General features: G+C 44.8%; 19 protein-coding genes. All 19 read right to left on the bottom strand.

Features of this window, described 5'->3' with window-relative positions; translation table 11 throughout:
• Nucleotides 1-38: 38 nt before the first annotated feature.
• On the bottom strand, nucleotides 39-1,178 hold the full coding sequence (gene neuC, locus BP758_RS04560) for a UDP-N-acetylglucosamine 2-epimerase (RefSeq protein ID WP_292369157.1): 1,140 nt from the start codon (nucleotides 1,176-1,178) through the stop codon (nucleotides 39-41).
• Nucleotides 1,175-2,251 carry an N-acetylneuraminate synthase gene (neuB, locus tag BP758_RS04565; RefSeq protein ID WP_292369158.1) on the bottom strand — a complete coding sequence of 359 codons (1,077 nt, stop codon included), beginning with the start codon at nucleotides 2,249-2,251 and terminating at the stop codon, nucleotides 1,175-1,177. The genes neuC and neuB overlap by 4 nt, the downstream gene beginning before the upstream one ends.
• Nucleotides 2,239-3,018, bottom strand: a complete 780-nt coding sequence (locus tag BP758_RS04570) for an oxidoreductase (RefSeq protein ID WP_292369159.1) — start codon at nucleotides 3,016-3,018, stop codon at nucleotides 2,239-2,241. The genes neuB and BP758_RS04570 overlap by 13 nt, the downstream gene beginning before the upstream one ends.
• Nucleotides 3,019-3,032: 14 nt before the next feature.
• Nucleotides 3,033-4,343, bottom strand: a complete 1,311-nt coding sequence (locus tag BP758_RS04575; protein WP_292369162.1) for an aminotransferase class III-fold pyridoxal phosphate-dependent enzyme — start codon at nucleotides 4,341-4,343, stop codon at nucleotides 3,033-3,035.
• Nucleotides 4,340-5,320 carry a Gfo/Idh/MocA family protein gene (locus BP758_RS04580; RefSeq protein WP_292369164.1) on the bottom strand — a complete coding sequence of 327 codons (981 nt, stop codon included), beginning with the start codon at nucleotides 5,318-5,320 and terminating at the stop codon, nucleotides 4,340-4,342. The genes BP758_RS04575 and BP758_RS04580 overlap by 4 nt, the downstream gene beginning before the upstream one ends.
• The gene (locus BP758_RS04585) at nucleotides 5,317-6,033 is read right to left on the bottom strand and encodes a cytidylyltransferase domain-containing protein (RefSeq protein WP_292369167.1); all 717 of its coding nucleotides are present in this window, start codon (nucleotides 6,031-6,033) and stop codon (nucleotides 5,317-5,319) included. The genes BP758_RS04580 and BP758_RS04585 overlap by 4 nt, the downstream gene beginning before the upstream one ends.
• Nucleotides 6,034-6,118: 85 nt before the next feature.
• Nucleotides 6,119-7,945 (bottom strand): ABC transporter ATP-binding protein, encoded by a 1,827-nt coding sequence (locus BP758_RS04590; RefSeq protein ID WP_292369169.1) that lies wholly within the window; start codon nucleotides 7,943-7,945, stop codon nucleotides 6,119-6,121.
• 140 nt (nucleotides 7,946-8,085) lie between these two features.
• Complete coding sequence (gene fsa, locus BP758_RS04595; protein WP_292369171.1) at nucleotides 8,086-8,730, bottom strand: fructose-6-phosphate aldolase; 645 nt, start codon at nucleotides 8,728-8,730, stop codon at nucleotides 8,086-8,088.
• 37 nt (nucleotides 8,731-8,767) lie between these two features.
• Entirely contained in the window at nucleotides 8,768-9,349 is a 582-nt protein-coding gene (gene gmhB, locus BP758_RS04600; protein WP_292369173.1) for a D-glycero-beta-D-manno-heptose 1,7-bisphosphate 7-phosphatase, read from the bottom strand.
• A 124-nt stretch (nucleotides 9,350-9,473) separates the two neighbouring features.
• Nucleotides 9,474-10,766, bottom strand: coding sequence for a TIGR04372 family glycosyltransferase (locus BP758_RS04605; protein ID WP_292369176.1), 1,293 nt, complete (start codon nucleotides 10,764-10,766; stop codon nucleotides 9,474-9,476).
• A gap of 157 nt (nucleotides 10,767-10,923) precedes the next feature.
• Nucleotides 10,924-12,075: a class I SAM-dependent methyltransferase gene (locus BP758_RS04610; RefSeq protein WP_349680498.1), complete on the bottom strand. Its 1,152-nt coding sequence runs from the start codon at nucleotides 12,073-12,075 to the stop codon at nucleotides 10,924-10,926.
• Nucleotides 12,072-12,980, bottom strand: a complete 909-nt coding sequence (locus BP758_RS04615) for a sugar nucleotide-binding protein (protein ID WP_292369181.1) — start codon at nucleotides 12,978-12,980, stop codon at nucleotides 12,072-12,074. Before BP758_RS04615 ends, BP758_RS04610 begins: the two co-directional genes overlap by 4 nt.
• A complete protein-coding gene (locus BP758_RS04620; RefSeq protein ID WP_292369183.1) occupies nucleotides 12,959-13,636 on the bottom strand; it encodes a class I SAM-dependent methyltransferase in 678 nt (225 codons plus the stop codon). Before BP758_RS04620 ends, BP758_RS04615 begins: the two co-directional genes overlap by 22 nt.
• A gap of 156 nt (nucleotides 13,637-13,792) precedes the next feature.
• Entirely contained in the window at nucleotides 13,793-14,857 is a 1,065-nt protein-coding gene (locus tag BP758_RS04625; RefSeq protein WP_292369185.1) for a zinc-binding dehydrogenase, read from the bottom strand.
• Complete coding sequence (locus BP758_RS04630; protein ID WP_292369187.1) at nucleotides 14,854-15,519, bottom strand: class I SAM-dependent methyltransferase; 666 nt, start codon at nucleotides 15,517-15,519, stop codon at nucleotides 14,854-14,856. Before BP758_RS04630 ends, BP758_RS04625 begins: the two co-directional genes overlap by 4 nt.
• Before the next feature lie 182 nt (nucleotides 15,520-15,701).
• A complete protein-coding gene (locus tag BP758_RS04635; protein ID WP_292369189.1) occupies nucleotides 15,702-16,757 on the bottom strand; it encodes a phosphotransferase in 1,056 nt (351 codons plus the stop codon).
• On the bottom strand, nucleotides 16,729-17,385 hold the full coding sequence (locus tag BP758_RS04640) for a hypothetical protein (protein WP_292369191.1): 657 nt from the start codon (nucleotides 17,383-17,385) through the stop codon (nucleotides 16,729-16,731). The genes BP758_RS04635 and BP758_RS04640 overlap by 29 nt, the downstream gene beginning before the upstream one ends.
• Nucleotides 17,386-17,414: 29 nt before the next feature.
• A complete protein-coding gene (locus tag BP758_RS04645) occupies nucleotides 17,415-18,359 on the bottom strand; it encodes a transketolase family protein (RefSeq protein ID WP_292369192.1) in 945 nt (314 codons plus the stop codon).
• The gene (locus BP758_RS04650) at nucleotides 18,356-19,195 is read right to left on the bottom strand and encodes a transketolase (protein ID WP_292369194.1); all 840 of its coding nucleotides are present in this window, start codon (nucleotides 19,193-19,195) and stop codon (nucleotides 18,356-18,358) included. The genes BP758_RS04645 and BP758_RS04650 overlap by 4 nt, the downstream gene beginning before the upstream one ends.
• Nucleotides 19,196-19,202 lie beyond the last annotated feature (7 nt).

The following is a 19,202-nucleotide window of genomic DNA, read 5'->3' on the forward strand; positions in this document are numbered from 1 at the left end:
ATCATGTTCATTCTCCCTGTAGATTCACTTTTTCCGGGTTAGTTCGATTTGACCAAGAGCGCTTCATTAATATTTATTTCAGAAAGAATCTTGCTGATTCTTTTTGATGCATTTCCATCGCCATAGGGATTCTTGCAGGATTTGACTTTCTGCCTGAATGCAAAATCATGCAAGGCACTATCAATGCTCGCACATATGCTCTTTCGATCATTTCCGGCATCTATGACATTATCCGCCCGTTCCCGGCCTCTCTGGCGGGTACCGATATTTACCACAGGAACACCAAACGAAGGCGCCTCGATAATCGCACTGCTGGAATTGCCCACAAGAACACTCACCTGCTTGAGCAAACTGATATAATCCCTGTGAGGGAGGTTGGGGAATATGTGTATATGTGATAATTTATCATATTCTCCGATCACGTTAATCATTGCTCTCCCTCCGGCATCTGCATTGGGGTAAATTATAATCGTCTGATAGTGTAATGAAACAACAGCCTCTATTGTCTCCCTTATCTGGTCTGGAGCTTTGTCCGACTCAAGAGTGACCGGATGTTGAATAACAAGAATGACCGGTTCTGAAAAATCAATTTGGTATTTCTGTGCAAGCTCATCACAGTTCATGAGCGGTTCGTGTAAAATTTGATCCAAGCCTGGGGCACCAACTACAAAAATCCGAGATACATCCTCACCCATTCCAATTATCCGGTCCATGCTTTTCTCAGTAGCAACAAAGTGGATCTGTGCAAGTTTCGTTATCGCATGTCGGGCATAGTCATCGACAGTCGAGGTAACCTCCCCCCCATGGATATGGGCTACAGGAATGTTCAAATAAACACCGGCAATAGCTCCGGCAAGCATTTCTCCCCTGTCACCAAGTATCAGTATAATATCTGGTTGGAGACGATGGATCATCGGTACAAGATCCTGAAGGAATTCCCCAATAAAGAGAGCCATTGATTCTTTGGTATCGTTTCTGTAACGAATGTCAATGGGATGGTACCTGAATCCATCCTTTTCGATCTCCTCAACGGTATTACCGAATTCATCCATCATGTGCATACCTGTAACAACAATGTCCAAAGACAGCTTTGGATGGTTGTGAATGCTGCGGAGCACTGATCGCATTAATCCATAATCTGCACGAGTCCCACTTATATAGAGGATCTTCCGCTTCATTCTATCATGTCCCAGTTGATGACCTGGTCTTTTTGAATCGGTGACAGTGTTTTCCTTTGAAGGAGTGATTCCCAGTATTTGGGCTCTATTCCTGTACCAGGCCTCTTTATTATAAGATCACTTTCTTTGAGAAATGATCCCGAAGCGATATCCTGGCGGGCAACAATACTCCTTCGGGCAACTCTTCTTATTAATTCCTCTTCTTCATTTGGCTTTTTGTAACCATTGCCCAGAGCACTTTCTACTTCACATATCGTCTCTACCATTGCCCGTAATTCATCTGGTTCAAGCGAGGCTTTATGATCCGGCCCCGGCATGGATTTATCCAAAGTGAAATGTTTTTCCAAGACGCATGCCCCCATGGCAACTGCGGCGATGGGAATCACGATTCCCAAGGTGTGATCTGAATAGCCGACAGGCACCTGAAATGCACACTGCAACGTTTGGATTGCACGGAGGTTTACTGAAGGCAGTGCTGCAGGATAGCTGGTGGTACAATGTAGGAGAATAACATCGTGAACTCCCTGTTTTTTTAAGTAGTGAAATGCCGCCTCAACTTCACCAAGTGTAGCCATTCCCGTGGACAGAATAACCGGTTTCTTTTTTCCTGCAATTTTTTTTAACAACGGGAAATTGGTAATTTCACCGGAAGAAATCTTATACGCGGGTACCTCGGTTCGATCAAGGAGATCAACACTTTCCTCATCGAAAGGGGTTGATAAAAAAAGGATTTTTTGCTCTTTTGCATAAGCGGATAGTTCCTGAAAAACGTTGTCAGGGAGTTCGAATTTTTTCAACATCTCGTATTGCGATTCCTCTGAACCGGATGTATTTTTTTGATACCCGGCTTTTTCCGCAGTGCAGGTAACAAGGTTCTCTGCATGGTATGTCTGGAACTTTACCGCATCAGCACCTGCAGCCGCTGCCTTCTCAATGAGTTGTTTTGCGAGAGTTGGATCTCCGTTATGATTGACACCGGCCTCGGCAATAATAAATACCGGTTCCCCATCTCCGATAAACCGGTTGCCGATTTTGATTTTTTTGTTATTTGACTTGATACTTATGCCGTCCATCCCCCGTCAACAATGATATTTTGTCCGGTTATATATTTGGATTGGTCGCTCAACAAAAATAACAGAACACCGGTAATATCATCAGCTCGGGCCATGCGCCCGCCATAGAAAACATTTGATGAATATTTCTGTATAAACGATGAGGGCTGGCGATCTTCAATCCCGCCTGGAGAGATCGCGTTCACCCGGATATTGTACTTACCGAGATAGGAAGCAAGATATTTGGTTAGATTGATAATTCCCCCTTTAATCGCAGCATATTCTACCGGCATGGTCATTGATGTTCCATCATATACTTCGAACCGAGGCGCAGCAAGACCGTAAATAGATGCCATATTGATGATATTTCCTGATTTCTGGGCCATCATTTCCCGTGCAATCCATTTTGTTATATTGAAATAGCCACCCATGTGCATACACACATTCTCGCAAAAATCCTCATAGGTAACATCCTCAAAGACCCTGCCGTAGTTCTTGTTCCGGGGGTAAGCGTTATTGACCAGCGTGGAGATTGTGCCATATTCTTCCTTGCAATGCCCGATCAGATTTTGTACATCGGCACTATTCATAATATCGCAATGTTGGTAACTGACCCGGGCATTCCTTGTTGTTTTTATAATCTCATGTGCAGTTTGTGAACCTGCCTCATCATTAATGTCAGCTATGACAAGAGAGTACCCTGCTTCTGCACATACCTGGGAAAATGATTTTCCCAGAAGTCCCAAACCACCGGTAATTATTACAACATTTTCTTTTGAACGATCCATCTGAAACCACCTCCTTATGTCAGGCGCTTGAATCCTTCGTGTGCAACTGGGCCCGTGAGGAGGGAGGAGAGATTTCCTTTTTCGGTCCCATTACGAATTATCTCGAATACCTCACCTACGTTTGTAAGGTATTCCTCAACATGCCGTGAGGAATGACCATAGGACACATAGACCGCTTTTGAAGCAAGGAATCCCCGTTTTACCATCTCTTGCGTGAATAATGTATGCATCACCTGGCTGTTGTCAGCTTCAAAATGAAACGTAGTAAGCGGAGGAATTCCCATGACTTCAAGGGGGAGGGAATATTCGTGTGAAAGTGCTTCCCATCCACGACTGATTTCTTTTCCGACAGAGATGAGATGATCAGGGACTTTTTTATCCCTGCATTTATTGATGGTGGCAATGGATGCGGCAAGTCCGATGCCCTCCGTCCAGTAGGTACTGCTGATGAAGCTTTCCTGAGCACTCTCCATAACCTCTTTCTTTCCAACTACTGCCGCCATAGAATAGCCATTACTCATGGCTTTGCCGTAAACGGCAATATCCGGAGTTACCTTGTAGAGCGCATGGACTCCCCCGACGTTCATCCGCCAGCCGGAGGTAACCTCATCAAAAATTAACACAGCCCCGATCTCATCTGCGATTTTACGAACCCCGGCAAGAAATCCCGGTTCAGGTTCGTGATGACGGAGAGGTTCCATTACGATCACTCCGACATCGTGCTTCTCTACAATATTTTCGAGTTCGCCCAGCATATTATAATTAAAGGGCAGTGCGGTTCCTTTCAGGCCGCGTGGCACACCCGTGGGTTCCAGCCCTGGAAGCAGCTGTCCGTCAAGATTTTTATTATCCGCAAGGTTTGCCGCAAGATACCAGTCATGCCATCCATGATAGCCACAAAACGCGACAATATCTTTACCTGTGTGGGCACGGGCGATCCGGACCGCTACTGCCATTGCCTCCCCCCCGGTCTTGGTATATCGGACCATCCCCGCCCAAGGATGTAGTTTCAGGAGTAATTCAGCAAGATCCACTTCTTCAGGACAGTTCAGGGTCGATATCGACCCTTTGTCCACCGTGGCATGTACCGCGGCATTGACATCGTCATCCGCGTAACCAAGGATACAGGCACCCACACCCATGATGGACATATCGATATATTTTTTCCCGTCAAGATCCCAGACTTCAACACCTTTTGCTTTTGAATAATAGGACGGCCACAGATCGGGTAAAAACATCTCAGATCGTTTTGATAATAATTGCGTTCCTCCGGGAATAACCCTCTTGGCTTTATCCCATAACACTGCACCGCGATTTCTGATCATATTTTACCTTCGGCACGATTGAGAATTTTCAAAACGGCGATATCTTTGTCAAGCGAATTAGGGTAGGTCGTTTTATCCCGCACACGATTAATAAATGATTTCAGTTCTTCCACATACATATCATCAATGATATTTTTATTGTATCCCGCAATGGATATCCCTTCGGGATGCTGATAGGAGACCCATCGGAGATTGTTTGCGTCATAGATTTTAATCTGATGCTCGTTCCAGTTCCAGAGGATCTGGGCATTTTCGAGATTGAGTATAAGTGAGCGTGTTGCGAAACGTGCTACAACATCCACTGTCAGCGCTCCAAAAAAGGTGCCAAAATCCATGCCGATCACATACGTATCATCGATATCGGCACCGACATCCAGGGTCTTGCCAAAGAACCCACTGACTTTTTGGGGAAACCCCATCAGATCAACAATCCATGTCAGTTCAAAAGGAACGATCTCCCGACCGCCACCAGTCTCCCTGTTTGAAACATAATAATCGGTCACCCTTTCCCAAGGGTGCCAATCAGGAAGATACTGGCCGGAATGATAACTGAAATTGGTAATTTTGCCAAATTCTCCCGATTGAAGGATTCGTTTGATATCTTTTATTGCCGGGTGAAAGAGCATAGTGCAGGATGGCGCAATAAATACCCCTGCCTTTTTTGCCAGAACATTGAGTTCCTCAAGTCCTTCGATATTGACGCTTGCTTCTACAAACGCTGGTATCCCGCAGATTATCGCCAAGCGGATATATTCTGCATGTTTGTCCGGAGGAACAGAGATGATCAGGCAATCAAACCTCCCGAGACTTTTTTCTTCGAGATTCCCGATTACAGGTATATTATAGTGATCATGTGCCTCTTTCCGTCGGTCCTCCCGAATATCAAAACCCGTTATGTAATCCCCGAAACCAAGCGCTTTTAAGCAACGGATCCGCCGTTTTCCCATCGATCCAAGACCAATAATTAGAAAATTCACTTTCCTGCCTCCTTCACCGAATTTTTCATAATTGCCTCAACACAATAAAAATCATAAATGTCGTCAATCTCGTAATTCTGCCATCGCGCGATTTTATACGCAAGCGTCTTATTCTGATAGAATGTTTTCCATTGACGGTACGCCGGCACGGATGACATATAGATGACACCATAAGGGAAAAAAATCTCCGGTAATTGTTGTCGCTGGAAAAAAACTTGCTCACTTTTAAGGAGGGGAACAATACAGTTATTTTCGACAGTCTTCATGATATAGGGATTCTCGAGATGTACTTCCCCCACACTGACGAGGGATGAGATGTCTGGAGAATGCCGGAGAAATGACTCGATGGCATTGTCAATATCCCTATTTTCCCTTAAAGGGGAGGTTGGTTCTAGCAGGACAATAATATCAAAGGATTCCCCCGCCTTTTCAAAAACATCAAGCGCGTGGATAACTGCATCGCTCGTTGGGGAATTGTCTTGAGCAAACTCTTTCGGACGCAAGAACGGGATATCTGCACCAGCATCCCTGGCAACAGAGGCAATTTCAGGATCATCAGTACTGACAAAAACCCGGTCAATATATTCACTCAACAGTGCCTGCTCAATTGTCCAAACGATCAATGGTTTTCCAAGCAGTAATTTAATATTTTTTTGGGGGATTCCTTTACTGCCTCCCCGTGCAGGGATAATGGCTAGGATTTTGGATTTCATAACGGGTCACGGATATTTTTAGTTATAGCCGCGATCATTGGACGGCATACATCAGATTATCAATTAAGTATAATACATTCGGTTTTCACAGATATGAGGTTTCTGCCAAGGGATTGCCGGATTGTCTTTCCTGACCGAGATACAACTGGTAATACTCCATTTTCAGTTCCATCAGAAAGTCATGCGTCCCGCTTTCAACAATCCGGCCCCCCTTCATAACATGAATAATATCCGAATCTTTGATTGTGGATAGTCGGTGTGCAATAGTAATTACCGTCATATTTTCCGAGAGTTTCTGGACAGAATCAATAATCTTCTTTTCGGAGATATTATCTAGTGAGCTGGTTGCTTCGTCAAGGAGCAGGATGTCGGGATGACGAAGGATAATTCGGGCTATAGCAATCCTCTGTCTCTGCCCTCCCGAAAGTTTGATCCCCTGATCCCCGATGATCGTATCATAACCGTGATCAGTGTTCATGATGAACTCATGCGCATCGGCAAGTTTGGCCGCATCGATAATTTCCTGATCACTCCGTTCCAGCCCAAACCGAATGTTCTCTTTGATGGTATCATGATAAATGAATGTTTCCTGACCAATGTAGCCAAGACATTTCAGGTATTCAGAGCGATCGAACTCCATTATAGGAATCCCATCAACGAAAATCCCTCCCCGGTCTGGCGTGTATAGGAGTGCTAAAAGATTTGCGGTTGTTGTCTTCCCGGATCCCGAATTACCAACGATCGCCACTTTTTTGTTTTTTCCGATATCAAATGAGAGATCATGAATGACATCCCGGGTAGCTTTGGGATACCTGAATGAAACATTCCTGAATTCAATCGTATCCCTGAATGAAAAAGACCTTTTTTCCTCACACAAGTTCTCCGAAGCGGGTTTACCATTATCCGCCGTCAGTTCCGTATATACCAGCGCAAGTGCCGGCAGGGACTGGACAATCGATGATAAATTTGTCTGAGCCAGATTAAGGCTGGGAATTAAGCGGTAAAGGGCAAGCATAAGGGTCCCGAAAATTCCGATATATCCGATGAAATCGCCCGCAGTAACAAAATAGAGACCAATGGCACCAAGAGATATTATGGAAAACATTATGAAATCGTTGATTACCGGGGGAATTTTATTGAGGGTATCCACATTCGTATAGGTTTTTAGGAGTTTCTGCATAGCAGCATCATATTTTTTCTTGAACAATCCCATCGAATCTGTGATAAATATTGTTTTAATTCCGGTGATCAGCTCCTGATAAACAACAGATTTTTCCATAAACGTTTTTGTCAGCTCAGAACTATTCCTATAAACCCGTGTAAACAAAATTTTTCTCACTAATAAGGCATAGATCCCACCTGCAATTATCAATCCGATGGTAAGCCAGAATGAGAGATAAAAAATAAAGAGCAAGTATAAAAATGCCATCAATGAATTTTTCGCAAAATCGATCAATGCACCGATTGCATTATTTGCATCAGTCACGGCACCCTGACCAATATAAATTAAATCGCCCTGTTTTTTTCCGGCGAAATAGCTGTACGGATTATTTGTGATTTTTTCAAATATACGACGATCCAAGGAATCACGGACGGATGCAATGACATATGCCCCATGATAGGTTACGAGAGCATAAAACGCGGCAATGATAACGGATATTAGGATTAACAATATCGCGGCTGCGATAAAAGGGGTGAATGATGACGGCAACAGGGCTGCATAAAATGAATCCAGAAGTTTTGGAGTGTTCTGGACTCCAAGCCCATAGTTAATGATCGGGTAGACTAGAGAGACCCTGAATACTTCAAGCCCACTCAGCACGATCACTGCCAGAAGGTATACTGCAAGGGTCTTCTTGAATGGCCTGAAGAGGAACCATAAAATTTTCAAAGAGTCTCTGATGGTTGACAATACTATCCCCTTGTCTCACTTGATAATGGTAATGATTCTTTGTGGTAAAACACCGATTCTTCCTATAAGGCAGTCAAATACATGCCAAGGGGGTTATCCGGTCATTCTGGAAGGATGACTTATGACATAAATGCAATCCATTATGCCTTACATTTTTCCCAGTCCCGCAAAAACTGTTCGAGTCCTTTATCAGTCAGGTTATGCCGGGACATCATCTCGAGCACTGATGGAGGAATTGTCGCGATATGCGATCCTGCTTTTGCTGCGGACAGTACATGCATGGGATGACGGATGCTTGCAGTAATGATCTGTGTAGGGTAGTTGTGACGGTTCATGATCTCGACAGAATCCCGGACTACCTCCATGCCGTTATGACCAATATCATCGAGACGACCCACAAAAATGCTCACATAGGTTGCCCCGCAGTTTGCAGCCAGCAGTGCCTGGTTTGCTGAAAACACCAGCGTTACGTTTGTCTTGATACCAATTTGCTCCAAGCGTTTTGTTGCTTTCAGACCTTCCATGGTCATGGGGATCTTGATCACAACATTCGGGGAGATCACAGCGAGAGCCCGAGCTTCCTCCACCATCATATCGGCTTCAAGATTGATTACTTCAGCACTTATCGGGCCATTTACCAAGGTGGATATTTCCCGGATCAGTTCCTCAAACGAATAACCCGTTTTAGATTTTGCGATGAGGGATGGATTGGTTGTGACACCATCGACAAGAAAACTGAATTTTCGGATCATTTCAATTTCAGCAGTATCAAGAAATATCTTCATGAAAGCCCACATGTATTATCTGTAGTTTTGACCACTTCTATCTTTTCGTTTTAAGAATAAAATTTTCAACTGCATCGAGCAGATCGGTCGCGACATAATCAACCGTGTTGTCTTGGTTATTTACATATTCCTGGTACCCATGACCAGTCATGACCAAACTCGTCCGACAACCGACCTGGCGCCCGGCTTCAACGTCGCTCCACTTGTCACCAACAAGGAAAGATGCAGAAAAATCTATCCCGAATTTCATTCCCGCTTCAAGAAGCAGGCCAGGTTTTGGTTTTCGGCATTCACATTCAATGCGGTATTTCTGTACAACCGCATCAGGATGATGTGGGCAGTAATAGATTGCATCGATACGGGCATTGTCGTTCCCGAGCCTTCTCATCATCTCATTGTTGAAATTCCGGATATCGGCCTCTTCGTACATCCCTTTTGCCACACCGGACTGATTGGTGACCACGATTACCATGAACCCTGCATCGTTGAGCATCTTAATAGCAATTCCGCTGCCTTTGATCACTATGAGCTGGTCGATGCGATGGGCATAGTGGGGGGGATCCTGATTGATAACCCCGTCGCGATCAAGAAAGACGGCGGTATGTATTTCCCTGCTCATGAAGCTTCATTCAAGTACTTTACGATAGTTCCTAATGAATGCAACGTAGTGTCCAAGATTTCTAGAATAACCACCAATTGTAGATCCTGTTTTTAGAGAGAGACTAAAGAAGTGGAATTCAAGGTTATTTTAAGAAATCATCACCCTTTGACCGAAGCCAGACTGTTCCTACCCGGGATCTTGGCTCAGTCCATCCATGACATTTGGGGAAATCGGGATGTTCTTTGAGGATCTTCCAAAATCGATTATGCCGCCTTATATCATCACTAATATCTACCCAATCACCATGAAGGCGTTGCCACTGCTCTTGGACTGCTAACAATATCTCCTCTGCGGATAGATCGATAACCCGGATACCAATACACTCATAATATTCAGCATGATTGGAGGTCGTGAAGTACTCACTGCAAGTTAGGGGAATTCCGGTTGCCTTCCAGACTAATGTCTTGGGCAGGTGCATCGTCAGGGCCCACTGTGAAGATATCCACAGGGGAAGAAGATTCAGGAATAAAATGGGCCTACAATAAATATCGCTTACTGTATCTATTCCCGCACCTGTACTGACACAGAGATCACAATGGGCAAAAAGCCATATATCCAAAAAATCTGATTTTTCCGAGTGAAATGCATAATCGACAATGCGAGGATGTTTGCTGGGAATCGGTTTGCTCATCACTTTTCCCATCCGAAAGACCCATGCACCCTGATCCGCAAGCCACTCCGCAGCGGGAACATATGTAGCAATATCAGAATCTCGGTAATTAAGATGATTCCATCCGTATCCGGACAACGGATTATAGGCACCATTATTTCCTTGTGTAGGATCTGTATTCGGGTATGTGAAATCTAAATAACTATTGTCTCTAACGAGCAGGCAGATTATCGGCTCCCCTTCACGCCAACCTTGCCGGCTCAACCAAGCACGGGCCTGTGCATCTTCTCGGGGAAGAAAACCGAGTCTGGCACGGATTTTCTCCTGCCACCCCCGATCATCGGAAGTGGTGATCTGTGCCAGATCGGCAGGCTGAAGATAATGCCGATCTCCACCAGGCAGTAATCTGTTCCAAAAATCCAGAGGTCGAACCCATGCGGAAACAGAGAAGTTACGTGTGACAATCTGCGCCCAGAACACATTGCTTATCGGTTTATCAAACCAGTATAAATCCAAAGCTCCTTCAGATTGCCGCTGACATATTCCACCCACCTCTATGATGAAGGTACCTATGCGGCTAGCACTGATAGGTCCAAAACGGATCAGACGCCATGGACGAAGGCCGCGGACCAAAAGAACTGCGGGTATGGCCCAGAAGCCGCAAATAATAACTCCCCCATAGGTCAGCAGGGCATGGATTTTCGAAAACAATACCGGCCGACCCCCAGAGCGCATTTCAAAGATATGTCGATCCAGTGTTTTCATAAAAACCTCCGGGCGACTTTGAGCTCATCGCATTTCTGAACGAAAAACTGTGGCATCTTGCATTCACTGTTAATTCTATAGTGTATTTAGACATCTCTTCATGCTGAAATTCCTAAAGTTTCTTCAATAACCGGGATGTTTTCGCTAAACATTGAGTTCAATCACTAAATGAAAAAGCTAACTCCAGCGCCCCATTCTGTTTTTCCAAGCGTTCTTTTAGGTCACGAGCTTGGGGTGGACAAAACGGGAGGAATATCAGACTGTCTGAAGGTGCACTAGTGAGATCGTAAACCGGCCGACCAAGGTATATCTTTCCAATTCTGTTTACATCTTCATCGATAAAAAAGTGTACACTCTCCGGAAGCTCAGAGAACAGCCATGTTGCGGCAATCGAAGTCCCAAATATACCGAATTTTCGGGTCTCAGCGTAGACACGTGCATCGCGAATGTTGGACTCAAGAAAATCAATACACCTTGAAACGATCTCACTGGAATCTTGGACAATCGATATATGATATTTCTGTGTCAAGTGGCTCCCCTTTCTCGCAACTACCGTGATTTCCTTTGTTACGCATGTTGTAGAAGAAAAGATCACCTCGAAACCCGAACGGAGAAGTAAAGATTGTAACGCAGCGTTGCCGAAGTGAGTGCAATGATCCGCAATCAACAGATCATAAGGGTTTTTTTCAAAATTTGGTACTTCAATAATTAGGATACCGTCATGGGCAAGAAGAGTGAGGATCTTCTCGAGGTATTTTCCCGGATGGATAATATGTTCCAGAACATGAATCATCGTGATACAATTGAACGTCTCCTTAATGACATCCGGCTGGCTGTTTACATACATCGTCCGCACATGGGGAATCGTCTCAACCTCTCTCTGATATTTGTCGTTCAATTCGATCCCAAACAACATCCATTCCGGGTATTTTTCACCAAACCGGCGAAGCAGTGCGCCATTACCACAGCCGATATCTAGGAGCTTCCCAGTTGCCGGGATCTTCACGAACCGACTTACACACTCCAAAATACGGGAAGATCGAGAACTGGCGTTTCCTGACACCATATCAAAGACCTCCTGTTCAGTTCCAGCACCCTGGAAGTAAATGGAATATGCATTATATATCGATTCTATCTCCCCATGCCAAGCCAGATCGGTTAGTTTTTGGACACAACCACATGAATGACATAATATGAGGGAACCCCCCGGTGGCCAAGGCTTACTATCCGAAGTAACACGATGAAACCGGGTGTATTTCTCAAATAATTCGAGATGGGAATTCCCGCAGATATGACATGTATCAGTCATGGAAAAAACACTCTGTCAATAGAGGCTAATGCATTTGGTATCCGAATTGCCAGTTTTTTTTCAATGTCCGATGCATCAAGAGCGGTATACGCCGGATTGTGTTCGAGAAAAACACCAAAATCTTCGGTTTTTCTTGGCCTAACGAGATCTGACGTCGCATGCATACGATCGGCAATGTGATGGGCTGCATCCGCGTATGAAATGTCTAGGGGTGCAGATATATGATGTATACCCCTTATCCTTTTATCGGCAATCTTGTAGAGGCATTCCACCGCGAGAGGTGCAGGAACCGGTGCCATCCTGTAATCTGAAAACGGATGAATTACCTGATGCAACCCCAGTGCATCCATCCATTCCCGGATCAGGGGGAGACGCGGATATATAATCTTGGTGAATCGAACGATTGCAAGATCCCCCTCCAAAGCAAGTAGACTCTTCTCCGCTTCTGCTTTCTGCCTGCCATATTCCGTTTTCGGGGATACTGGGTCTCCCGGCCTCCGTAGCGGAATCGAACCGTCAAAAACCTGATTGGTTGATGGGAAAATAACAAAGATCCCATTTTGCATACAAAGACTTGCAATTTTTACCGTATTTTGCACATTCACGAGTGCACTTTGAATCGGATTTATACGACATTGTTCTAGTGATGTCACTGCTGCACATATGTAAGCTACGGATACACTGGCCGGGGGGGTCCAGGAATCATCAATATCTTCGGATAAATCAAGGAATATCTTGTCAGTGTTACAGGCCTCTTTCTTTCGGGTACTCCCAATAACAGGTTCCTTGTGTAAATTGAGATATGCCGTTACTAATTTACCTAATGCACTATCTGCACCAATAATGAGAGCGGAACCGGTCGGTGTCATTTCAGGAATTCTGTTCACACTTTTTTCCCACAGCATATCGCCAAAAGATAATGAGCCATCGGATAAAAACCGGTATGTACTACTTCATCGTTCATGGAAAATAGGAACACATTATGGAAATATCCTGACAACAGCTTCCTCAATTCCTTGTGATCTTTGCAATTGACATGACCTTCTCGGCTGGGAGGTGATGCATATTTCTGCGATTCGAGTGAAGGAGTCCCGATAATGAGAATACCATTACTAGAAATGGCCGAGATAATATGCTGTAAAAAGAGATGTTCCTTCTCTTTTGGGATATGTTCTAGAACATCCAGCGAGTAAGCGGCATCGTAGTTTCCCGGGGGGGTATCTTCCGTGGGATCAAGAACCATACAAGCATATTTCCACCGGGGATCCATGTTCTCCTGAGCATCGCTGATAAAAACTGGATCAAAATCGATCAGAGTTAATTTGCCCACCTCTTGGGCAATAAGCCGGCTTCCGAATCCGTCAGCACATCCAATCTCAAGGACATTCTGTTTACCAGAGAGCATCTTTGCCACGAATTTATAACGTGATAATAAAAAAACGAGCCGTTTGGGATCATCATGCCAGACCTGATTACTCATAAGACCAAACCGTGAGAACCCAAATGTATTTTTTAGATCGAAACAGACCTGGTATTGTGACTCTTTTGGTTTCTTTTCCATGATGACCAACCTATTGAAGATTTACCTCTTCGGACCGTTTTTTGTTTTTATATAATGCTATCTGCTGAAATAATGCTCGTTATTACGATCCGTATATAGTGCTTCATGAGGATATACGGAATTTCTTAGTGAGGTTCCTAATCCATGATGATCCGATCACTCCATCGAGATCAAAATCCGCCCTGAAGTACCGCTTCGCATCAACTGAATTGCGTCATTGATCTTATCCAATGTAAATTCATGGGTGATTAGCCCATCCAGATTCAGGATTCCCGCATCGACTAGACGGACATATCGTGGGATATCAATATGAGGGATACAGCTGCCGCCGTAACTACCTTTCAGAACCTTGTTGAAGTGGATCGGGAGCGTGTATATTGATACGTTGTCACCCTTCCGCGGAACTCCCACGAGGATTGTCCTGCCATCCGGGTGCGTCAGATCATATGCTTGCTCGATCACCCTTGAATTCCCTGTAGTATCTATAACTACATCTGGCCCGTTAGAACCAGTAACCGTTTTAATTTGATCAATGAGTGCTGGCGTTTTTGTTGAGTTGAAACAATAATCGGCTCCCTTCTGTCGTGCCATTTCTAGTTTGTGGTCGATAAGATCTATACCAATGATAGGATGTGCCGAGACCATTTTAGCGGCTTGAATAATGTTCAGACCTACGCCACCAACACCATAAACCACGACAGACTGCCCGATCTTGACTTGAGCATCGTTATTGATCACACCGAGAGCTGTTGTTACAGCACAGCCAAAGAGGGGGGCCAGTCTCATGTCAAAATCATCAGGGATTTGTGTAATTCGGTTTTCCGACACTACCGCATATTCATTAAATGTCGTAACCCATCCGGCATTCAACGGTTTCCCGTTCCAAAGGTATTTTGGCGTTGCTGATTCGATCCCATTGCTCTTCCTCCAGTGAAGCACCACGTGATCTCCCGATTTAACCGTAGTTACACCGGGTCCTGTTTCAAGAACAATTCCCGAACCTTCATGTCCCAGAAGGTGGGGAAGAAATTTGTCTTGACCTTTTGCGGCAGTAATTTCGTTGATCTGGGCTCCGCAGATCCCACTATAGACAATTTTCACCAGAACCTGCCCACAGATAAGTGCTTCTGGTAGCTGCACTTCATCAACAATCAAGGGTTTGTTGGTCTCAGCCAGTATAGCCGCTTTCATCCGTGAAATTTGCATGATCTTACCTTTCATTCGAAATAGATAAACTCATAATCGCCTGTATACCCGAACTCTTTGTAGATCCAGATCCATTCCTCCAGATCGAAGAGGGACTCGGCGGTCAATGCCCAACACTCAAGATTAAACATCTCGAGTTCATTCCGATAACTTTCCACCATAATATACTTATTCTTTCCCACCCGTTCGATCTCGCATAGTGCAGTTTTAAGTTCAAAAATATTGAGGTTATGGAGGCAGGCAAGCGAGATCACGAGATCGAACTCTTTATCCTTGAAGGGATATGGATCCTGTGCCCGGTGTTTGAAGAGACCACCTTTAAAATCCTGATGGCAGTGCTCCATCCCGTACTCAGATATATCGAATCCTTGGATTTTTAAACCGGGAATCAGGAGTTGCAGTTCATACAGAAGGAAGCTTTTTCCACACCCCACATCGAGAATCTTATCCCCCTCCCGAAGATGATATCGCTTGATCAACTGTTCCGCAACCGGCCTCCAGTATCCCGGGCGATATGTGTAACCTCCATAGCCAAAGCGCCGGTCCCCATCCCAATATTCATAGCCATACTCTTTTGCCTTTTGCATGCAGCGAACTTTATCATCCACCATGCGGGCCAGATAGTCCCGTTTTGTTTTTTTATGCAACGGGGTAACGAAATTTAATAATTCTCCCATATTAGTCACTTTTCACTTGCTTCAGTATTATTTTGCCTTATTAGTGAATAAGATAACCGAGAGATAACTCGCGGGATATATTTCAATCCAATGAGGATCTAGGTATATCCTCGGGCAAGAAACGAGTGATTTCTCACAATAAACCCGCCTAACGACAACGAGATTATCCATCCACCACAATCCTAGTCAATTGTGGATAATAATCCCCTCGCTTTATTAAGTTGTTTTTCTTTTATTGCATCGATATCCGGATCGTTTTTCGCAAACATCCTCCGGGCCCTCCCTAGGGGGAGGAACTCATTAAGGATTATACAGCACCATTTGAGAATATAAGCCGGCATAAGTATCCTTATCCTATGGCGGTGATATTCTGGATTGTCCATCCGCCTTAGCACACGATCTGAAAAAGAGGGGAGATAGGAATGAGGGATAGGTACCTCTGGCTGACAAAAAAAATCACAGATCATCTTTACCGGGTCATCAAGACCCGCATATTCAAAATCAATGAAAAAAACTGTGCCGGATTCAGAGAGGATTGCATTATGAAACCCGAAATCCGATGGGGAAATAATAATATCTCGGTCCGATAAGCGTTCTTTTGATCCATGCGACCTCAATATTTCCTGTTCGTGAATATGTGTTTGGATGTATTTCCACCGTGGAGAAATTTCCTGCCTGACAAAGTCTATAGCTTCCCGATCCACCGATGATTCAGCATCTATCTGCAACAGACTCATGATCCTCCTATTCACGCACTCTAAGTGATCCTGCAGGCAGAAACAAGCTTCTGCGGCAGGTTGGAGATATTTCCCTTTGCCAGTATTATCTCTCCTATTAATCGCTTCGAAGAAAGATAATGCTTGATCGATATAATCCGGATGAAGTCCATTTGTAAGAATCCTACTACCAGAGATATACTGATAAATGGCGATTCCTTGATCATGATCGCAAATGACCGGCTTAGGCACACAGGATATACCGACTTTTGCAGCATACTCAAGAAATGTCCATTCTGCCCGACATCGGTCTCGGGGATCGGCAGCATGTTGGAAATACTGCTTCATGATATATTCCGGTGTCCCCTCCCGTTCCAAGATGAATACCTTGTTGTTGCCCCCCCCACTCTGCGGGCGAACCACAAAATAATCCGGGTCACTTATGATGCCGGATAACAGTTTCTGCGTAACTGATCCTATACAGTCTTTCGGATTATTCATAATGCCTCTCAATAATTCCATGTACCTGATCCCAGGTTCTTGATGTAACATAGCGAGGGTCTAGTTCACTCGTTCTGTCTGGATCGTAAAGGATTCTAAAAATCTCGCTGGATAAATCTGGGTGAAGGAGTACATCAGGAAGATCATCAATCATTATATCACAACCCAGCTGGTTTATACGACATACCTTTCTGAGTCGCGTCTCTTCAAAGAACACGCCTTTTACCACCCCCTGTATATCTGGGCCATAGATACCCTTCTTTTCAAGCCAGTTCGATGCAGCGGTATGAAGATTGAATCTCTCACCGGTAATCGAGTTATAGGTTTTGTGGCTGATGATAAAAACATCCCAACCTTTTTCATGGCATGTGTGAATAAACGGGAAAAAACCCTCCATTACTTTTGCTTTCTGGATATACTCCCCGTACACAAGCCCCTGAATCCGAGTCCAGTAATCTTCCTTCCCAAGTCCAATGAGATACTCTCGGACTTTTTTTTTACTGCAACTCGAATTTCCCGATATCACCCCAAGCGACACCCCCGCTTCAAAAAATAGGTTACCATACTGAATGATGGTGTTGTCAAAGTCAATGCCAATGACGAGACCAGCATCTGCTGTTTTCGGAGATAATTTCATCGATTCATCCATGAATAGGGCGACTGCACGGCAATCATAATTCAATGCATTTTCTCGATGATTTGACGATAGTGTGCGGAGACGGTTTTAGCAATCTTTTCTGGAGAAAGTCCATATACATCCCGTGCAGTTTTCTGGTGGATTGCATGATACAGGAATTCATCCGGTGTCCCTATCCTCAAAAGATGGCATTTTGATGGAGATGACTGATCACTGATCCATTCGGCCACAGCGGCTCCCAATCCCCCGATGAGACTGTGCTCTTCGACAGTTACAACAAGTGAATAGTCAGAGAATATCTCCTCAAGAAGTTCGGTATCCAGCGGCTTGATCGTATGGAAACTGACAACACGGGGGTTAAAACCGGCTTCACTGAGCTGCTTGGCAGCAATAATCACATCAGGCATGATAGTACCGGTTCCGAGAATGCAGATCTCCGTCCCGTCTTTAACGGTAATTCCTTTACCAATAACAAAATTCGGGACACACTCATGAATTACCGGTTCGTTCTTCTTGCCGATGCGAATATAAACAGGACCATTGTGCTGAAGGGAGACCCGAATCGCGGCCCGTGTCTCAACAGCATCTGCAGGACAGATGACCGTCATGTTGGGGAGGGAGCGTGTGATCGATAGATCTTCGCAGATATAGTGGGTTGGACCGAGAGGTGAATAAGTTAGGCCTCCCCCAAGACCTATGATTACGACCGGAAGATTCTGGAATGCTAAATCAACACGAATCTGTTCAAAAGGACGCCCCACATCGAATGCAGAAAAGGTATAGACCACAGGCCGCAGACCACTCATCGCAAGTCCTGCAGCCACACTAATCATATTGGATTCGGCAATTCCGCAGTTGAAAAAACGCTCTGGGTATAGTTCTTTGAATCGATCAAACAAATGATTGCCGATATCAGCCATCAAAAGGACAATACGGGGATCCGCACCGGCGAGGGCAGTAACTTCAGAAGAAAAGTTATCCCTCATAATACATCCAGCTCCCGATGTGCCGCCATGACTTCCTCTGCGGTGGGGATACGATAATGCCAGTTGTTGTCATCTTCCATGAAAGATACACCCTTCCCCTTGATGGTGTGGGCGATAATCACCACGGGACGCTGATCAGGGGAATCAAGAATAGAGCGGAAGAGTGACAACATTGCACCGATATTGTGCCCATCAACTTCATAGGCTGCCCACCCAAAGGTGGAAAACTTTAGGCTAAGCGGGGAGAGGTTCATGATTTCGTTGCTACGACCACAAGCCTGCCATTTGTTATAATCGATTATGGCAATTAACTTTCCCAAGGGATGTACCGGCGCAAACAACGCCGCTTCCCATACAGATCCCTCTTCACATTCCCCATCGCTCATAAGAATAAAGGTTCTATAAGATTTATCGTTAATTCGTGCAGCAAGTGCCATGCCACAGGCAATTCCCAGCCCATGCCCAAGCGATCCTGTGGTTGCATCAATGCCAGGAAGATTCTTCCAAATCGGGTGTTCGGTGAAACGGCTTTGATCTTTATTAAAGGTGTCTATTTGCTCGCGAGGATAGTATCCTCGGTGCGCAAGAACCGTATATAGTGCAAGAGCTGCATGTCCTTTGCTTAGGATAAAACGATCCCTCTCTAGCCAATCGGGATCATCTGGGCGGATCGACATGACCCCGAAATATAATGACACCAAGATATCAACGCATGAAAGGCATCCTCCCAAGTGCATGGCTTCGGATTTATGGGATGTCTCTATAATCTCTGCACGTATTATTCTCGATACTTGGGCTAGCGCCTCTCGATCCGGAATCACCACTATATTGGTCATAGCGTAA

This window comes from Methanoregula sp. UBA64 (assembly GCF_002502735.1).
In the GTDB taxonomy this organism is placed as follows: Archaea; Halobacteriota; Methanomicrobia; order Methanomicrobiales; family Methanospirillaceae; genus Methanoregula.